Here is a 16,655-nt window from a genome sequence, read left to right on the forward strand (position 1 = left end):
TGTCCTTCTTTGCGGATGGGATCATTCTGACGCGCCCGCAGCCGCCCAAAGACTGCCGCGGCGCATGATTTCGGTGACTTGCGGCACTTTCAGATCGTCCAGTTCGTGCCCGATGGAGCAGTAAAAGATGCGCCCCTTGTCCCAGCGTCGTTTCCACACAACAGGGATCACGGTGCCCTCGATCCACCACAGGTGGTCCCCTGAAAACGTCGTGGTTGCCAGCACCTCGTTCGAGGGGTCGACCAGCATGTAATATTGCTCGGATGTCAGACGGAAGCTCTTGATATCCTTAACGATGGGATCGTCCGGCTTGCAGATTGTCACGTCGTAGTCGATGTAATCCTCGCGCGGCTGGAGGTTGTCGGGCCAGCCCGGTGGATGGGCCACGAACTGTCCACCGATGAGAAAATGATAGGTCGGGCGATCCCGAAAGGCATCGCCCATATGCCCGTGCCAACCGGCCAGCCCGCAACCATCTCCGATCAGCTTGAGCAAGCCGTCTTCCTGCTGCTTGGTCATGTTGCCGAACTCTTCGCGATGGCCGGAGCGGGCCGAAGACCAGATCGGCGTGATCAGGCTGACATCTGCCATATCCTGCGGGCGTTCCAGCGGCTCCATCGTGTCATAGACATCAACCTCGAACCCGTTTTCCTGCAGCAGGTCCTTGTACCAGTCTGCAAATGAAGTTGGGGCGTGGCCTTCCCAGCCTCCGACAAAAAGCGCTGCTTTCATGGCGTTTCCTTCCGCATGTAATCGAGAATGGACGCCATATCGCGCGCACCGTAACCGCGTGCATCGGCGTTGCGAAGCTGTGCCAGCGTTTCGGCCCCTTGCGGGAAGGCGACGCCCAATTGGGCCGCCAGCGCCGCCGTCACCTCCATGTCCTTGCGGGCAAGGGCGACGGTAAAGGTGACGTCGTTGTTCGCCTCATCGAGATAGAGCGGGCGGCGATACTTCAGCATAGGCGCGGCGGCGGCACTGTTTTCGACAACATCAAAGGCAAGCGACGGAGCTATGCCCGCAGCCTCGGTCAAGGTCAGCGCCTCTGACACCGTCTGGTTCAGGCCGTGAATGATCGCGTTGACCGCCAGCTTCATCACCGCCCCTGCCCCGTAAGCCCCCAGAAAGATGGTCTGTTTGCCCAAGGCATCGAAGACAGGCACAAGCGGTGCCCCGGCCTCTTCGGTACATCCGGCCATGATCAGCAGTTGCGCGTCGCTCGCGGCCTGCGTCGCACCGGACACCGGCGCGTCGATCAGCGTGACACCGGGAGGAGCTGCGCGGGCCAGCGCGTGGATGTGATCCGGGCTCATCGTGCCCATTTCGACCACATGGCGCGCGCCCTTGGCCGCGAACAGGCCGTCATCCCCCATGTGCACAGCGTCCGAGGCCATGTCGTCGGCGAGCATCGTGACAATCACGTCACTGACCTCGGCCAATGCACGCGGGGTCGTTGCGACAGCGCACCCAATCTGGTCGGCAAGGACGTGCGCCTTGTCTGAGCTGCGGTTCCAGACGGTCACTGCGAACCCTGCATCGACAAGGTTGCGCGCCATCGGCACACCCATACGTCCCAGTCCGGCCAGGCCGACCCGCATCAGGCTGCTTGTCCCGGTGTGATGCCGGAAATGGCCTGGATGAGGTTGTCCTCTGTCACCTCCTCAGAGGTGAAGGTGCGCATGATTTTGCCGGAATACATGGCCACGATGCGGTCGGCGACATGCAGCACCTCGGGCATTTCCGAACTGATCACCATCACCGCGTAGCCTTGCGCGGCCAGTTCGCGCAACAGCTTGTGGATTTCAGATTTGCTGCCCACGTCGATGCCGCGAGTGGGTTCGTCCACGATCAGCACATTGGGGTGCATCGACAGCCATTTGCCGATGACGATCTTTTGCTGGTTCCCGCCCGACAGGTTGCCCACCTGCTGACGCCAACCGGGCGTGCGGATGTCCAGCCGGTCGCGGTACTGATCAAAGATCGCAATCTCGGCCCCCTCGGCCACAAACGGCCCGGCCTTGAGGTCGTCGATCTGCGGCAGGGTCATGTTGTCCCGGCAGTTCATGCCCAGAACCAGTCCCTGCCCTTTGCGATCCTCGGGCACCAGCGATATGCCGCGCGCAATGGCATCGGCGGGCGAGTGAATGCGGACTTCTTCGCCATTCAGCAGGATTTGGCCTGCGGAGGGATCGCGCAAACCAAAGAGCGTCTCGGCAATCTCCGTCCGGCCCGCACCAACAAGACCGTAAAAGCCCACAACCTCACCCCGGCGCACCTCGAAACTGACATCTGAATAGAGCTTGCCACAGCTCAGCCCACGCACCTCAAGCGCCACATCGCCCAATTCGTGGTGGGACGCATTGCGCGACAGATCAAGCTTGCGCCCGATCATCATCTGGGTCACCGATTCCTCGTCCGTATGTGCGGTTTCGACCGTGCCCTGATACTGACCGTCGCGCAGAATGCTGATGCGATCGGTCATTTTGAAAATCTCTTCCATCCGGTGCGAGATGTAGACAATGCCCACGCCCGAGGCCCTGAGATCAGAGATGACGTCAAACAGGACAACCTTTTCCGCGTCAGTCAGCGATGCGGTGGGTTCATCGAAAATCACCGCCTTGGCATCAACCGTCAGGGCACGCGCGATTTCGACCATTTGCTGGTTGGCAATGGACAGATCACCAACGCGCGTTGTGGCATCAAACCCGACATTCAGCTTTTTGAGGATCGCGTTGGTCTGATCGGCCAGCTTGGCCCAATCCACACGACCGAGGCTTTTGCGCGGCAGTTCGCCCAGATAGATATTCTCGGCCACGCTCAACTCTTCCGCAAGGCTCAGTTCCTGGTGGATAAAGACGATGCCTTTGGCCTTGGCCTCAAGCGGGCCGGCCATCACCACCTTTTCATCCCCCATGTAGATGTGGCCGCCATCGGGCTGGTGGATGCCCCCCAGCACCTTCATCAGGGTGGATTTGCCCGCCCCGTTTTCGCCCATCAGGGCATGGACTTCGCCCGGCATGACGGCGAATGACACGCCATCGAGCGCACGCACGCCGGGAAAGGTTTTGACGATATCTTCGAGGCGCAGAACCGGGTCAGTCATAGCTTCAACTCCTCTTTTCCTTTGACGTTCAACTGGCGATCGAGAATGAGCACGGCGATCAGGATAAGACCGATCACAAGGTTCACAGTGGACGTGTCCGCGCCGATATGGCCCAGACCCTTGCGCAGAAGCTGAATGGCAATGACACCACCAAAGGTGCCGATGGCACTGCCCGCCCCACCGGTGATCTTGGTGCCGCCAAGGACGACGGCGGTGATCACCCACAGCTCGTAAAGCTGGCCGTCATTCGGGTTGACCGAACCGCTTTCGGAATAGAAAACCACCGCCGACAAGGCAGCAAGGAACCCGATGATCGCAAAGTTGATCATCATGTGCGGCCCGACGCGAATACCTGCGTTCACTGCCGCCTCGCGGTTATCCCCAATCGCATAGGCATTGCGGCCATGCACCGTTTTGGTCAGCAGAAACCAGATGGCCACGGTCACCGCCAGCAGGAACCATGATGCCGTGGCAAGGCCCAGAAATTCGGCCTCGGCAAAGTCGACCAGCGTCCAGTTGAGGTGGCTCGTGGGCTGTTCGCCATTGAACATGAACACAATGCCACGGTAGCCCAGCATCGCCCCCAGCGTAACGATGAAGGCATCAACCCCCGTCTTCCACACGATAAACCCGTTGAGCGCGCCAAGGGCCGTGCCGACTGCCAGCGCCAGCACCCACGCCACCGGGATCACCCAGTCGCCAAGACCGGCAAAGATCGGCCATGTCATACTGTCCAGCAATACGATGGCGGCGATGGCAAAGGTCGCCCCGACGCTTAGGTCAATATTGCCGTTGACCATGACGATGGTCATGCCCATCGCAATGATGCCGATGGGGGCCGACTGTTTCAGCAACAGCAGCATGTTTTCCCAATCCATAAAGGCTTTGTCGGACAGGGACAGGAATTCGCCCGCAATGCTGAAAAAGATCAGTTCCAGAACGACAAAGCCCCAGATTGCGCCGCTTTTCAGCGCTTTGGAAAATGCACCCGGTTTCATGTTTCCCCCTCACGCGATCGGCGACCACAGCTTGCCGCGTTTGGCCGCGATATCGAGCCAGACAGCAAGGATGATGATGACCCACGTCACAACGAACTGGACGTAGAATTGCAGACCGATCAGCAGCAATCCGTTCTGGATAAAGCCAAGGATCAACACGCCGATCACCGTCTTGAAAATCGTGCCCGACCCACCCAGCAGCGATGCACCCCCAAGGATGACAGCGGCGAGCACTTCCAGCTCCAACCCCTGTCCCACTGTGTTTTGCGATCCCAACGAGCGGCTGGCCTGAATGAGCCCTGCGGTGGCTACGCAAGCCGCCGACATGATGTAGCACAGGAACACCGTACGGGCGCGTCTGATGCCCGAGAATGTCGCGGCCGTCCCGTTGCCGCCGACGGCATAGACCTTGCGCCCGAAACTCGTCTTGGACAGCACAAGGCCCAGAAGGGCCGCGAGCGCTATGAACAGCAGGATGGGCACCGGGATGCCCAACGCGCTGCCCTGCCCGAATACGCTGAACCACGTGCCTTCCTTGTCAGCGATATCCATGTTCTTGCCACCTGAATAGGTGAGCGTCAGGCCGTGGATGGCCGACAGCATCCCCAACGTCACAATCAGCGAATTGAGCTTGAGATACCCCACCAACAGGCCGATCAGCGCGCCAAGGGCGATGGTCATGGCAAACATCGCCGGGATGGCAAGGGCCGGGCCGATCTTGTCATGCAGATCCAGCACCACGATTGTCGAAAAGGACATCATCGACCCGACAGACAGATCAAGATTGCCGCTGATCACGACAAAAGTCACACCAAGGGCCATGACCCCCAGGATCGCAGACGACCGCACGACGCTCAGAATGTTGTCGGGCGTCAGGAACTTGGGGTTCGCAATGGTAAAGCCGATCAGGAACGCGACAAAGGCAATCAGGATCCCCTGTTTTGCCAGAATGGTTCCGATCTTTTGACTTGTCAGTGTGGCCATGATCCCCTCCCTAGGGTCAGTGACGTCGTGAATTCTGCCTGCCCGGCAACGCCGCGTGGGTATGTCCCGTCAGACCAGCGTCATGCCGCCGTCGATCATGACGATCTGACCGGTCATGTAGTCGCTGTCTTTCGAGGCAAGGAACGTCGTCGTGCCGGTAATGTCCAAAGGCGTCGCCACGCGCCCTTTCAGTATTTCTGACGAGAACTCCTCCATCGCCTGACCGGGACGTTCCGAGGCGCCGATGGCCATGAGGTCCTGATCGACTTGTTCCCACATTTCTGTTGCTACCACACCGGGGGCAAACCCGGTCACGGTTATGTTGTGCTTGGCCAGGTCGCGGGCCCCTGATTGCGTCAGGGATACGACAGCGAATTTCGACGCACAGTACGGTGCCACATTGTCAAAGCCCTGACGACTGGCGATGGACGCGGTGTTGATAATCTTGCCGCCCGTGCCTTGGGCGATCATCTGGCGGGCGGCTTCCTGCATGCCGATCATACAGCCCAACCCGTTGACACCCATGATGAAATTCCAGTTGTCTTCGGTCACGTCCATGAAATTCATCGGCTTGTTGACGCCCGCATTGTTGAATTTCACGTCCAGCCGACCAAAGGTTTCGACAGTGTGGGCGATCATGGCTGCGACCTGTTCGCGCTGCGTTACGTCAACAGGGTGGGACATCACCATACCGGCCTGACCGTTCAGACGGCTGCGATTGGCCTCGGCCACTTCGGCGGCCTTGTCACCGTTGATGTCGGCAAAGCAGACCTTGGCGCCTTCGTTCAGCAGTGCCTCGCAGATGGCGCGCCCGATGCCCTGGGCCGCACCTGTGACGATGCAGACGCGTTCGGATACACGTCCCATACCCCGTCCCCTTCAAAGATCAGATGTGCGTAAAGGATTGCGGGACAGGTGGAAAATCCCCTGCCCCGCAGCCGGGAGAAGCCTTAGAAGACAGGCTTGGTAAACTCGCCCATGTTGTCCTGCGTGATCTTCGGTGTGTCGAAGTAGTTCAGGAACGGCAGGTCTTCGCCATTGAGCGCGTCGATGGCTGTTTTCAATGCGGCTTTGGCGTCATCCACGGGCGATTGATAAATCGAACCCCAGTATTCGCCCGCGGCCATCGCCTCGTAACCCACAGCAAAGTTGGTGGCTCCGACAAAGATGATGCCTTCGCGCCCTGCGGCTTTGGCCGCGTTCAGCGCGCCCACGCCCATGTTGTCATCTCCGGAGTAAACGCCGTCGATGTCGTCGTATTTGACTAGGAACGCTTCCATTACCTGCTGCGATTTTTCGCGGTTCCAGTCACCGGGTTGCGTGTCGACGATTGTGACGTTCGGGCAGACTTCCGGCAGGCGATCCTCGAACCCGCTGGCACGCTCAATTGCGGTGGTGTAGCCGGGCTGGCCGGTGATGTGTACAACCTGCGCCTCGTTCTCGATGCCCATGTCCTTGAACTTGTCGCACATGATCTCGGCAGAGCGGGCACCTTGGGTGACGTTGTCAGGGCCAGAGAAGGATTTCACGAAATCAAAGCCAGCCTCGGCAATGTTGGAATTGGTGACGATTACCGGAATGTCCGCCTGATGCGCCTTGCGCACGGCAGGAATAACGGCCTCGCCGTTGGTCGGCCAGATGATGATTGCGTCGACTTCCTGCTGGATCAGATCTTCCATCTGGGCGATCTGGCGGGCGACGTCACCCCCGGCGTCAAGTACGACGACTTCAACCTTGTCGTTGGCCTCGGCGGCCTCGATGAACGCTTTTTCATATGTCGTCTGATAGCTGTCGACACCCACGTTGTTCTGAGTGATCCCGATCTTCATGGTGCCATGCCCGTCTGCAAACGCAGCACCGGCGACCGACACGGCCGCTGTCGCAACAGTGGCCGAAAGAATGGTGCGAAGTGTCATCTTGGTTCCCTCCCAAAGAAATCTTTTCGATCTCGGTTAAAGCGATCCCCCCTCCATACGGGGAATCATTGTCCATTGGACTGCAAGGATGATGCAAACTTGATCCGGACCCAGCCCCCTGAATTATATCCGTTTCGGACATAAAAATATCCGTTTTGGATATTTTGGCGATATGTTTCGTGCAGGCAACTTCTCAGACTGCGAGGGCAATCACCGATGGGCAAATCAGATTCGTCCAAAATGGACAATTCGGAAAAACGGCGTGCGAAAAACTCAACGCCGCCGAAACGAAAGACCAAAGCGGCTTACATGAACGCGATGAGCGGAGACACCATGGCCCGGTTCGTGCCCCCCAAGGCCAAGACCGAGATGCTGCAGATCATCGCCTTTCTCGAAGAGTTGGGCGACGAGATCGAAGATATGGTCGATCTGTCCGCGCCCAATCCCAACCTGCGCATGGCGCAATTGCTGATGCGGGGCCATCTTGAGGGGCGCGTGATCACTGCAACCGCCCTGATCGGGGCCAGCCGCGTGCCCTACGCCACCGCCAACCGTCGCCTCAAAGAGATGATCGAGGCCGGGCTGATCGAACAGCGTCCGCGCACCAAGACCGGCAAAAGCTTCTCCATGCATCCGAGTGAAATGCTGCTGGAACACTGGGCGCAACTGTCAAGCCGCGTGGCCCGGCTGGCCGCCACCCGGTTCGGCGGGGATGAGACACTGGGCGAAAGCGAGGACTACTATTTCGGTGGCTCATATCTGAGTGCCAAGTCGATCCCGCCCCTGCAGGTTCTCAGCAATCCGATCAAACTGCCCGGTGGCCTGCGCGTGCTGGTGCACGGTGATCCGACATTCATGGTCATGGATAAGCTCAAGCGCCAGTTCGAACAATCCATCGGCGCACATATCCATCAACGCGCCTTTTCCATCGACCGTCTTTACGAAGAAACCCTGCGCAACGCCGATCGTAAGGCCAGCCGCTATGACATTATCGCAGTTGACTTGCCCTGGGTGGGTGATTTCGCCGAACGCGGCATTCTGATGCCTCTGGACGAGGTGATGGACTTTGCAAGCGTGGACGCGGCAGATTTTCACACTGCAGGGTGGAATGCTGCGCATTGGGGTGGCAAACCTTATGGCCTGCCCTCGCAGACCACACCCGAGCTGCTGTTTTACCGCAAGGATTTGTTCGCGCAGGCGGGACTGAACCCACCGGCCACCACGGATGCGCTGCTTGCCGCAGCAAAGGCATTGCACGACCCTGTGCACGGCCAGTACGGCATCGCATGGAATGCGGCACGGGGCACGGCCCTTGGCCACACTGTGCTGATGACACTGGCGGACTTTGGTCGACCGATCCTTGATCTGCCCCCCATCGCAGGCGGGTTTGAAACGCGGCATCTGGCCGACCGGCGCTACCGTGCGACCATCGACACGGATGCCGGTCTGCATGCCGCCGAATTTCTGCTGGAGTTGCTGGAATACTCACCCCCGACATCCTGTCGATGTCATGGTACGAACGCGTCCGCCCCTACGCGGCGGGCCGGATCGCGATGGCTTATGGATACACCCTGCTGGCCCCGTATTTCGAGTTGGACGAAACATCGCCCGCCTGTGGGCAGACCGGATATCTGCCCCACCCTGCCGGACCGGGCGCGGGGCCAATCGCGCCTGTGGGCGGCTACCTGCTGGGCATCCCCGCCAACTTGCCCGAAGACCGGCGCGCGGGCGCGCTTGAGGCGCTGCGCGTGTTCACCTCGCCCGAGGCACAAAAGCTGTATGTGCAGAACGGCAGCCGCACCAACCCGCGCTATTCGGTCGGGTCGGACCCGGATGTGCGCAGGCTGTCGCCCATATTCGAAGCCGTCGACGCGATGTCGTGGCGCGACGAGCTGCAATTCTGGCCACGCCCGCCCGTGCCCGAGATCAGCGCCATCATCCAGATCTGCGGCGAGGAGTTTCACGACATGCTGCGCGGCCTGATTTCACCGCGTGACGCGTTGCAGCGCGCGCAAGGACGGGCCGACGCCGTCATCGAAAAACAAAACACTACGTGACAACAGGAGGAGACACCCATGGACCCCAACCGCCTCAAAGGTAAGAATATTCTGATCACCGGTGCCGCCCGCGGCATGGGCGAGGCCAACGCTGCCAGCTTTGCCGCCCAAGGTGCGAACGTGTGCATCGGCGATCTGGATGGCGACGCCGCATCAGAGGTGGCCGAGACCATCAACGCCGCCGGAAACGGCAAGGCTGTCGCTGTGCAGATGGACGTCACGAAACGTGCCGACAACGCTGCTGCGGTCGCCACGACGGTCGATGCTTTCGGATCCATCAACATCGGGCTATTCAATGCAGGCCTCAACAAACCCCGCTTCTTCATGGATATCGATGAAGACAACTGGGACATGATCATGAACGTCAACACAAAGGCCATGTGGCTGGGCATGCAGGAAACCGCCCGCCAGATGATTGCGCAAGGTCCGATGGAGGGACATCCCTACAAGATCATCAACGTCGGGTCTATCGCGTCGCGCAAGCCGCTGTTGGACGTGACTGTCTACTGCACCTCGAAATACGGCGTTCTGGCCCTGACCCATTGCGGCGCGCTTGGCCTTGCCGAACATGGGATCACGGTCAACGGTTATGCCCCGGGCGTCGTTGTCACCCCGCTTTGGGAACAGCTGGACAAGGACCTTGTCGACATCGGATTCAAGGAGAAAGAGGGACAGGCATACGAGGATATCGTGCGCGATGCACTTCAGATCAAGCGCGTGTCCTATCCCAAGGACATCGTCGGGACCGCGTCGTTCCTTGCCAGTGATGACAGCGACTACATGACCGGTCAGATGATCCACGTCGATGGCGGTTGGTGCATCCAGTAACGCACTGAACTCTTTCCTTTCACCCTGTCAACGGGGCGCTGACGCGGCCCGAAGGAGATACCTATGTCACGCGCATTGATGCCGAACATGCTGACCCCGCAAGACCTTGAACCCAACTGGGAATGGCGCGAACGCCTGCCCGCATGGGGCCATACATCCGTCGATTTCGAACGCCGGATCGATCACGACCGGTTGCGCCGCTACCGTCTGGCCCGCACGCGGCAGGCCTTGCAGAACTCAAACGCCGGAACGCTGCTGCTGTTTGACGTGAACAACATCCGCTACGTGTCCGCCACCAAGATCGGCGAATGGGAACGCGACAAGATGTGCCGGTTCTGTCTGCTGACCGGCGACGATTCCCCCTATGTCTGGGATTTCGGATCGGCCGCGATGCACCACAAGCGCCACTCGGACTGGTTGGAGCCGGATCACTGTCTGGCGGGCGTCGTTGGAATGCGCGGCACCATCCCGCCCGAATTCGGTTTGATGCAGAAATACGCCAAGCAGATCGCAGGTCTGATCCGCGATGCAGGAATGGCGGACATGCCTGTCGGGGTGGATTACGCCGAAACCGCGATGTTTCATGCCTTGCGCGAGGAAGGGATCAATGTCGTGGATGGCCAGCAAATCATGCTGGCCGCACGCGAGATCAAGAACTGGGATGAAATCCAGCTTTTAACCCAGGCCGCCGCGATGGTCGATGGCGTCTACCACATGATCTACGAAGAGCTGAAACCGGGCGTGCGCGAGAACGACATCGTCGCCCTGTCCAACAAGATGCTCTACGAAATGGGCAGCGACGACGTCGAGGCGATCAACGCCATCTCGGGCGAACGCTGCAATCCACACCCGCACAATTTTACCGACCGACTAATCCGCCCCGGCGATCAGGCATTTTTCGACATCCTGCAAAGCTATCAGGGCTATCGCACCTGCTATTACCGCACGTTCAATGTGGGGCGCGCAACGCCGTCGCAGAACGACGCCTACGTCAAGGCGCGCGAATGGATTGACGCCTCGATCGCGATGATCAAACCGGGCGTCAGCACGGACAAGGTGGCCGAGGTCTGGCCCACGGCGGAAAGCCTAGGCTTCCCGAACGAAGACGCCGCATTCGGTCTGCAATTTGGCCATGGTCTCGGTCTCGCACTGCACGAACGGCCCATCATCAGCCGCGCCATCAGTCTGGATCACCCGATGGAGATCAAGACCGGCATGGTGTTCGCGCTGGAAACCTACTGTCCGGCGACGGATGGATACTCCGCCGCGCGGATCGAAGAAGAAGTGGTCGTGACCGAAACCGGCTGCGAGGTCATTTCGCTGTTCCCGGCCGAGGAACTGCCCATCGCAAACCGGTACTGATCATGGCGCACTTGTTTGATCTGAGCGGCCGCAAGGCTTTGGTCACCGGTGGGGCTACGGGCATTGGCAAGGGCATCGCCCTTGGCCTTGCCGCTGCCGGGGCCGATGTGGCGCTGACCTACCGCAGCCACCAGCCCGAGGAGACTTTGGCCGAGATCGAAGCGCTGGGGCGGACCGGGGCGGCTGTAAAGGCGGACTTTACCGACATAGACGAAGCGGCGGCGGCGGAAGTTATCGACTTCGCCGCAGATGCGCTTGGGGGACTCGACATCCTTGTGAACAATGCTGGGATCATTCACCGCGCACCATCTGCCGATATGCCACTCGCGGACTGGCAGCGCGTGCTATCGGTCAACTTGGACTCCGTCTGGTTGCTAAGCCAGGCGGCGGGCAAACGCATGATCGCCCAAGGCTCTGGCAAGATCATCATCGTATCATCGGTTCTGGCATCCCAAGGCGGGCTGATGGTGCCCGCATATGCCGCCAGCAAACACGCCGTGGTCGGTCTGACCCGCGCCTTGTGCAATGAATGGGCAGGCCATGGCGTCAACGTCAACAGCATCGCCCCCGGCTACACCGCCACCGACAACACGCAAGCCTTGCGGGACGATCCGGACCGCTCCAAGGCGTTGCTGGAGCGCATTCCAGCGGGCCGCTTTGCCGAACCTGCCGAAATCGCAGGGGCCGCCGTCTTTCTGGCCTCGAACGCCGCGAATTACTGCAACGGCAGCACCGTCACCGTCGATGGTGGCTGGCTGGCCCGCTGAGAGAGGACATATGCAACATTCACTCACCGGCAAGACCGCCATCGTCACAGCGGCAGGCAACGGGATCGGGCGGGCCAGTGCCGAGGCGCTGGCATTGCGTGGCGCGCGCGTGATCGCAACCGACATTGACGGCGCCGCCGTCGCCCGTGTTGCGCAAGGCTCAGACAACATCACGGGGCACGCGCTTGATGTCCTTGATGTTGCGGCCATTGACGCGTTGGTCGGGGCATCGCCCCCGCCCATATCCTAGTGAACTGCGCAGGCTGGGTGCATGACGGCACCATCCTTGACTGCGATGAGGCGGATTGGGACCGTTCCTTCAACCTGAACGCCAAGGCGATGTATCAGATCACCAAGGCCGTGTTGCCGGGCATGCTGGAACTTGGGGCGGGATCAATCATCAACATCGCCTCGATCGTTTCCAGCGAAAAAGGTGCGCCGCGCCGCTTTGCCTACGGCGCGTCCAAGGCCGCGATCATCGGGATGACCAAGGCCATCGCCGCCGATTACGTGCAATACGGGATCCGCTGCAACGCGATCTGCCCCGGAACGGTGGAAAGCCCTTCGCTCAAGGACCGGCTTGCGGCCACGGGCGACTTCGACGCCGCCCACGCAGCCTTCACCGCGCGTCAGCCGATGGGCCGGTTCGGCACACCCGCGGAAATCGCGGAAATGGTCTGCTATCTTGCGGGCGATTTGTCGGCGTTCACCACCGGGCAGGCCTTTGCCATCGATGGCGGGTGGTCAATCTGATGGGGTTGGACCGGGCCGCCTGCATCGACGATCTGCGCAGCATCGCCAAGCGCCGGATTCCGCGGTTTGCCTTTGATCTGGTCGATGGTGGGGCCGAGTCCGAGCGTAATATGCGCCGCAACAGCGCAGCTTTTGAAGAAGTCGAGCTGACCCCGCGCTATATGGTGGACGTGTCCGATATCGACACGCGTGTAACGCTGTTCGGGCAGCGGTTTGACGTGCCCTTTGGCATGGCGCCTATCGGGATGCTCAACGCCTTTTGGCCGGGGGCTGATCTGACGCTGGCGCGTCTCTGTGCGCAACGGAACATGCCATATATCGCGAGTTCCGCGGCTTCGACCACGCTCGAACAGCTTGCCGAGGCGGCAGAGGGGAACGGGTGGTTCCAGCTTTATGTGTCCAGCGACTCAAACGTCACCGAAGGGCTGATCGCGCGGGCCGAGGCGGCGGATTACAAGGTCATGCTGGTCACGGCAGACGTACCCGCCGCCGGGAAACGGGATCGCGATATCCGCAACCAGCTTGCCGTTCCGTTTCGGATCACGCCGCAAGTGCTGGCCGGGCTGATCGCCAACCCACGCTGGTCACTGGAAACGCTGCGCCACGGTAAACCCAACATCGCAAACTATGCCGACCTTTTGCAAAGTGCCACGTCATACGCAGACGTGCAGAAAACCCTGATCACGCCCGGATTTACATGGGACGATCTGAAACGGCTGCGGGACCGGTGGAAAGGGCCACTGTTGGTCAAGGGCATCCTGCACGCAGCGGATGCGGTGAAATGCGCTGAACTTGGATGTGACGGCATTGTCGTTTCAAACCATGGCGGGCGTCAGGTGGCCTTTGGCCCGCCCACCATCGAAGCCCTGCCCCCCATCGCCAAAGCCGTCGGCGGCAGGATCAAGATCATTCTCGACAGTGGCATCCGGCGCGGCGCGGATATCCTGCGGGCCAAGGCGCTTGAGGCGGATTTTGCCCTTTCGGGACGCGCTTTGGCGTACGGAGTTGGGGCGGGCGGTGCCCCCGGCGCGCATCGGGCAATGGAGATCCTGCACCTCGAACTGGTGCGCGCATTGGGGCAATTGGGGGTCGCGGCCTACGACGATGTCGGGCCGTCGGCACTTACGTCCCCACTCTAGGCAGAACGGGTCGCAAGACCACCAACTGGCTGACGAGTCAGCACGTGCTGTTTCGGGGAATTATCCCTCCACGGAGACAACAGATTGGCGACGCTCAGGCATCGCTGTAAGCGCTGTCTGTTCGCAACTCCCCACGGTCAGGCCGGATGGCCTGCGCCCTCAAATGATGCCTGTGCGCTTGCCTCACAAACCGCCATGGGCAGGAACATGCGGGCGCTTAGGCCCCCGCCCGGTTGGTTCTCAAGCTCAAGGCGTCCGCCACATTGCTCTGCAACGCCAGTGACCATCGACAGGCCCAATCCTGACCCGTCCCCCACCGCCTTGGTGGTAAAGAACGGCTCGACCGCACGCGCCAGCGTGTCGTCATCCATCCCGGGGCCGGTATCGCGCACCGCGATTTCAACTTCGTTTCTGCCAAACGGTTCGATCGATATGACAATCTTGCCCGGTTGTTCGCCCAATGCATCACGGGCGTTGATCACCAGATTGATCACCGCACTTTCGATCATGGCCGAATCCGCTCGTACGCAAACATCGTCATCCCGCACATCGACACTCAGCGCGATATGCGCGGGCAGAACCCTGTCCAGCAGACCCGACAGGCGCCTGAACATATCCTTCAGGCTGATGTCACTGACGGTGATCTGTGACTTGCGGGCAAAGGCCAGCAATTGCTGGATCAGCACTGCACCCTTCATGCCCGCGGCATGGGCCTCTTCGAGATACTCATGCGTTTCGATCCCTTGCGGGTCGAGTTTGGCCAGTTCAATGTTTCCATTCACAACGGTCAGCAAGTTATTGAAATCATGCGCAACACCACTGGTGAACTGGCCAAGGGCACGCATCTTTTCGTCCTGGGTTTCCGACAGCAGGCGCCGGTTCAGCTTTTGCCGTTCGATGATGATGTCGCGGAAACTGAGGCAAAAATAGGCGACAACACAAACGCCGCCCAGCAGCGTGGCAAAGCCCGTCCACATGGCTTCGATCTGCATGAACGCCGCGACCAGCACACCAAGACTGGTCACCAGAGTCGCGCCCAGATCGATCATGGCCGAATAGCTGAATTCGTGGTTGCGCGACAGGCAATGCAGCGCGAGCCCAATGGCGCCGCAGCAGGCAAGCAACAGCCATTCCCCGTCCCCCATCGTGGCGATATAGACCACCATGGTGCCGTACCAGGCCACCACAAAGGTGCTGGCCGCCGCCGCCAGAGCCAGATGTAAGGGCCTGACCGGGCCTGCGCGGCGGCGCAGGAATTCGACATAGGCCGTGTTGAAGACCACATATCCAGCGCCCCAGACCAGCATGACAGAATGTCCGGTCGCAAACCACAGCACGATAGAGCAGCAGCACACCATAACCTGACGGGCCCAAAGCTCCGTACGATTTACGATGTCACCGATTTGAAACTGTTTGAATTCGTGGTTGATATCCGTCCGAAGCAAATCAGAAAGCCGCATGTGGTCTCCAGCGAAAATACGCAAGGGTTGAATTTGGGCCTTTAAAAAGACAGAACAAAAACCACGACGCCTTACTTTTAGGGGCGCGCGTGCGGGTTTTCCAGATACCCAAACTCCGGAAATGTTAAATGCGGTTCTTTCCGGCAACAGCGCGATGATGCGCGTTCAGATATCAAGCGTGTTTTCACGCGCCCAAATAGAAAAATGCGAAACGCAGGAATTCCATTCCTGTTCTTTCTTTTTCGAAGGCGGCGGAAAACGCATCGCCCATCATCGCCTTCAACGCTTCGTCGACGTCATATGCGCGGATCGCATCCGCCCCAATAAGTATGCCCAGCGCGTGGGCAAAGCATTGTCGCGTGGTCAACAAGGGCGAGGTCGCCTTTGCAAATGCGCGTCAGCCATGGCCAGTTGCAACCATGTCCAAATGTTCCAGCAACCACTCGCCAAAGGCCACAGCCTCGGGGACTTGGGTATTTGTGCGCAGAAAGTAGCCTTCGGTGCTTGGCAGCCGCGCATCGTGGGCCATAACAAGTTGACCTGACTGCACTGCATTTTGTGCAAGCAGGGCACTGACAAGGGCCACACCGTTTCCATGCACCGCCATGTGCAGGGCCGCACCGTAGGAATCGACGTAAACATCAGGTTGCAGAACTTGGCCAATCTCTGCGCGCCACTTGCTCCACCCATCTGATGTGCCCACCGCTTCGATCAGCGGCAATTCTTCAAGCGGCCCTTGTAACGTCGGCGACTTGAGCGCGATCAAGGCACTTGGCTGTAACATGATCCCGTCGCGCCCCACCTGCTTTTGCGATCCAAACGGAATTTCGACATCCGCGCGCAGGGTGTGGAAATCATCCGGCCAGATGGTGCCGACAAAACGCACGCGCACGTCCGGCACACGATGTTTAAGGGCGGCAAGATGCGGGGCAATTACCCATTGGGCGACGCTGACCGAACTGGCGATGGTCAACAGATTGTCCACCGGCCCCGCTTCGAAATCCCGCGTGGCCTGCGCCAGAGTTTCAAGCGCGGTGCCCACCTGCGGTAACAGCTTGCGCCCCTCATCCGTAAGGGACAACCCCCGCGCCCGGCGCAAAAACAGCGTCACCCCAAGCCGCATTTCCAGCGCTTTCACATGCTGACTGACGGCCGATTGCGTCATGCCGATTTCCTGCGCAGCCGCTGTGAAGCTCAGGCGCCGCGCCGCCGCCTCGAAGGCGCGGAACCAGGTCAGGGGAGGAAGGGATTTTGCCATGCACAACGCAGCCATTAGTCAGGCTAATAT

At 60.0% G+C, this 16,655-nt stretch carries 15 protein-coding genes and 2 pseudogenes; 7 read left to right on the forward strand and 10 right to left on the reverse strand.

What is annotated here, in order from left to right; genetic code table 11:
- Positions 1-21: 21 nt before the first annotated feature.
- The 7 genes from ACERZ8_RS18265 to ACERZ8_RS18295 all read right to left on the reverse strand — a co-directional run bounded on the left by ACERZ8_RS18265 (position 22) and on the right by ACERZ8_RS18295 (position 7,001).
- Positions 22-732, reverse strand: coding sequence for a ThuA domain-containing protein (locus ACERZ8_RS18265; RefSeq protein WP_407593584.1), 711 nt, complete (start codon positions 730-732; stop codon positions 22-24).
- A complete protein-coding gene (locus ACERZ8_RS18270; RefSeq protein ID WP_407593585.1) occupies positions 729-1,598 on the reverse strand; it encodes an NAD(P)-dependent oxidoreductase in 870 nt (289 codons plus the stop codon). Before ACERZ8_RS18270 ends, ACERZ8_RS18265 begins: the two co-directional genes overlap by 4 nt.
- On the reverse strand, positions 1,598-3,103 hold the full coding sequence (locus tag ACERZ8_RS18275; RefSeq protein ID WP_407593587.1) for a sugar ABC transporter ATP-binding protein: 1,506 nt from the start codon (positions 3,101-3,103) through the stop codon (positions 1,598-1,600). The genes ACERZ8_RS18270 and ACERZ8_RS18275 overlap by 1 nt, the downstream gene beginning before the upstream one ends.
- Complete coding sequence (locus ACERZ8_RS18280; protein ID WP_407593588.1) at positions 3,100-4,101, reverse strand: ABC transporter permease; 1,002 nt, start codon at positions 4,099-4,101, stop codon at positions 3,100-3,102. Before ACERZ8_RS18280 ends, ACERZ8_RS18275 begins: the two co-directional genes overlap by 4 nt.
- 9 nt (positions 4,102-4,110) lie before the next feature.
- A complete protein-coding gene (locus ACERZ8_RS18285) occupies positions 4,111-5,085 on the reverse strand; it encodes an ABC transporter permease (protein ID WP_407593589.1) in 975 nt (324 codons plus the stop codon).
- Positions 5,086-5,154: 69 nt separating this feature from the next.
- A complete protein-coding gene (locus ACERZ8_RS18290) occupies positions 5,155-5,952 on the reverse strand; it encodes an SDR family oxidoreductase (RefSeq protein ID WP_407593590.1) in 798 nt (265 codons plus the stop codon).
- Between the two features lie 83 nt (positions 5,953-6,035).
- Complete coding sequence (locus ACERZ8_RS18295) at positions 6,036-7,001, reverse strand: sugar ABC transporter substrate-binding protein (protein ID WP_407593591.1); 966 nt, start codon at positions 6,999-7,001, stop codon at positions 6,036-6,038.
- An 861-nt stretch (positions 7,002-7,862) separates the two neighbouring features.
- On the opposite strand from ACERZ8_RS18295, the pseudogene ACERZ8_RS18300 reads away from it, so the two are divergent.
- From ACERZ8_RS18300 to ACERZ8_RS18330, 7 genes and pseudogenes are all read left to right on the forward strand, one after another.
- Positions 7,863-8,291, forward strand: a pseudogene (locus ACERZ8_RS18300) (ABC transporter substrate-binding protein); the annotation flags it as partial.
- 263 nt (positions 8,292-8,554) lie between these two features.
- Positions 8,555-9,058: a type 2 periplasmic-binding domain-containing protein gene (locus tag ACERZ8_RS18305; protein WP_407594313.1), complete on the forward strand. Its 504-nt coding sequence runs from the start codon at positions 8,555-8,557 to the stop codon at positions 9,056-9,058.
- Positions 9,059-9,076: 18 nt separating this feature from the next.
- Positions 9,077-9,886 (forward strand): SDR family NAD(P)-dependent oxidoreductase, encoded by an 810-nt coding sequence (locus ACERZ8_RS18310; protein ID WP_407593592.1) that lies wholly within the window; start codon positions 9,077-9,079, stop codon positions 9,884-9,886.
- A gap of 63 nt (positions 9,887-9,949) precedes the next feature.
- The gene (locus ACERZ8_RS18315) at positions 9,950-11,248 is read left to right on the forward strand and encodes a M24 family metallopeptidase (RefSeq protein WP_407593593.1); all 1,299 of its coding nucleotides are present in this window, start codon (positions 9,950-9,952) and stop codon (positions 11,246-11,248) included.
- Positions 11,249-11,250: 2 nt separating this feature from the next.
- A complete protein-coding gene (locus ACERZ8_RS18320; protein WP_407593595.1) occupies positions 11,251-12,015 on the forward strand; it encodes an SDR family oxidoreductase in 765 nt (254 codons plus the stop codon).
- 10 nt (positions 12,016-12,025) lie between these two features.
- Positions 12,026-12,768, forward strand: a pseudogene (locus tag ACERZ8_RS18325) (SDR family oxidoreductase).
- Complete coding sequence (locus ACERZ8_RS18330; RefSeq protein ID WP_407593596.1) at positions 12,756-13,907, forward strand: alpha-hydroxy acid oxidase; 1,152 nt, start codon at positions 12,756-12,758, stop codon at positions 13,905-13,907. Before ACERZ8_RS18325 ends, ACERZ8_RS18330 begins: the two are co-directional and overlap by 13 nt.
- Before the next feature lie 137 nt (positions 13,908-14,044).
- On the opposite strand, the gene ACERZ8_RS18335 is transcribed toward ACERZ8_RS18330, so the two are convergent.
- The 3 genes from ACERZ8_RS18335 to ACERZ8_RS18345 all read right to left on the reverse strand — a co-directional run bounded on the left by ACERZ8_RS18335 (position 14,045) and on the right by ACERZ8_RS18345 (position 16,625).
- A complete protein-coding gene (locus tag ACERZ8_RS18335) occupies positions 14,045-15,244 on the reverse strand; it encodes a sensor histidine kinase (RefSeq protein WP_407593597.1) in 1,200 nt (399 codons plus the stop codon).
- 307 nt (positions 15,245-15,551) lie between these two features.
- On the reverse strand, positions 15,552-15,734 hold the full coding sequence (locus ACERZ8_RS18340; protein WP_407593600.1) for a hypothetical protein: 183 nt from the start codon (positions 15,732-15,734) through the stop codon (positions 15,552-15,554).
- Between the two features lie 30 nt (positions 15,735-15,764).
- Entirely contained in the window at positions 15,765-16,625 is an 861-nt protein-coding gene (locus tag ACERZ8_RS18345; protein ID WP_407593601.1) for a LysR family transcriptional regulator, read from the reverse strand.
- Positions 16,626-16,655: the final 30 nt, after the last annotated feature.

The sequence above is a fragment of the Tateyamaria armeniaca genome, from assembly GCF_045797845.1.
Lineage (GTDB): Bacteria > Pseudomonadota > Alphaproteobacteria > Rhodobacterales > Rhodobacteraceae > Tateyamaria > Tateyamaria armeniaca.

Bases quoted from the DNA above. Each gene is read 5' to 3' on its own strand.
- ACERZ8_RS18270 (WP_407593585.1), bottom strand. From the start codon at position 1,598: ATGCGGGTCGGCCTGGCCGGACTGGGACGTATGGGTGTGCCGATGGCG.
- ACERZ8_RS18310 (WP_407593592.1), top strand. From the start codon at position 9,077: ATGGACCCCAACCGCCTCAAAGGTAAGAATATTCTGATCACCGGTGCC.
- ACERZ8_RS18280 (WP_407593588.1), bottom strand. From the start codon at position 4,101: ATGAAACCGGGTGCATTTTCCAAAGCGCTGAAAAGCGGCGCAATCTGG.
- ACERZ8_RS18305 (WP_407594313.1), top strand. From the start codon at position 8,555: ATGGCTTATGGATACACCCTGCTGGCCCCGTATTTCGAGTTGGACGAA.
- ACERZ8_RS18295 (WP_407593591.1), bottom strand. From the start codon at position 7,001: ATGACACTTCGCACCATTCTTTCGGCCACTGTTGCGACAGCGGCCGTG.
- ACERZ8_RS18315 (WP_407593593.1), top strand. From the start codon at position 9,950: ATGTCACGCGCATTGATGCCGAACATGCTGACCCCGCAAGACCTTGAA.
- ACERZ8_RS18320 (WP_407593595.1), top strand. From the start codon at position 11,251: ATGGCGCACTTGTTTGATCTGAGCGGCCGCAAGGCTTTGGTCACCGGT.
- ACERZ8_RS18265 (WP_407593584.1), bottom strand. From the start codon at position 732: ATGAAAGCAGCGCTTTTTGTCGGAGGCTGGGAAGGCCACGCCCCAACT.
- ACERZ8_RS18275 (WP_407593587.1), bottom strand. From the start codon at position 3,103: ATGACTGACCCGGTTCTGCGCCTCGAAGATATCGTCAAAACCTTTCCC.
- ACERZ8_RS18285 (WP_407593589.1), bottom strand. From the start codon at position 5,085: ATGGCCACACTGACAAGTCAAAAGATCGGAACCATTCTGGCAAAACAG.
- ACERZ8_RS18345 (WP_407593601.1), bottom strand. From the start codon at position 16,625: ATGGCAAAATCCCTTCCTCCCCTGACCTGGTTCCGCGCCTTCGAGGCG.
- ACERZ8_RS18290 (WP_407593590.1), bottom strand. From the start codon at position 5,952: ATGGGACGTGTATCCGAACGCGTCTGCATCGTCACAGGTGCGGCCCAG.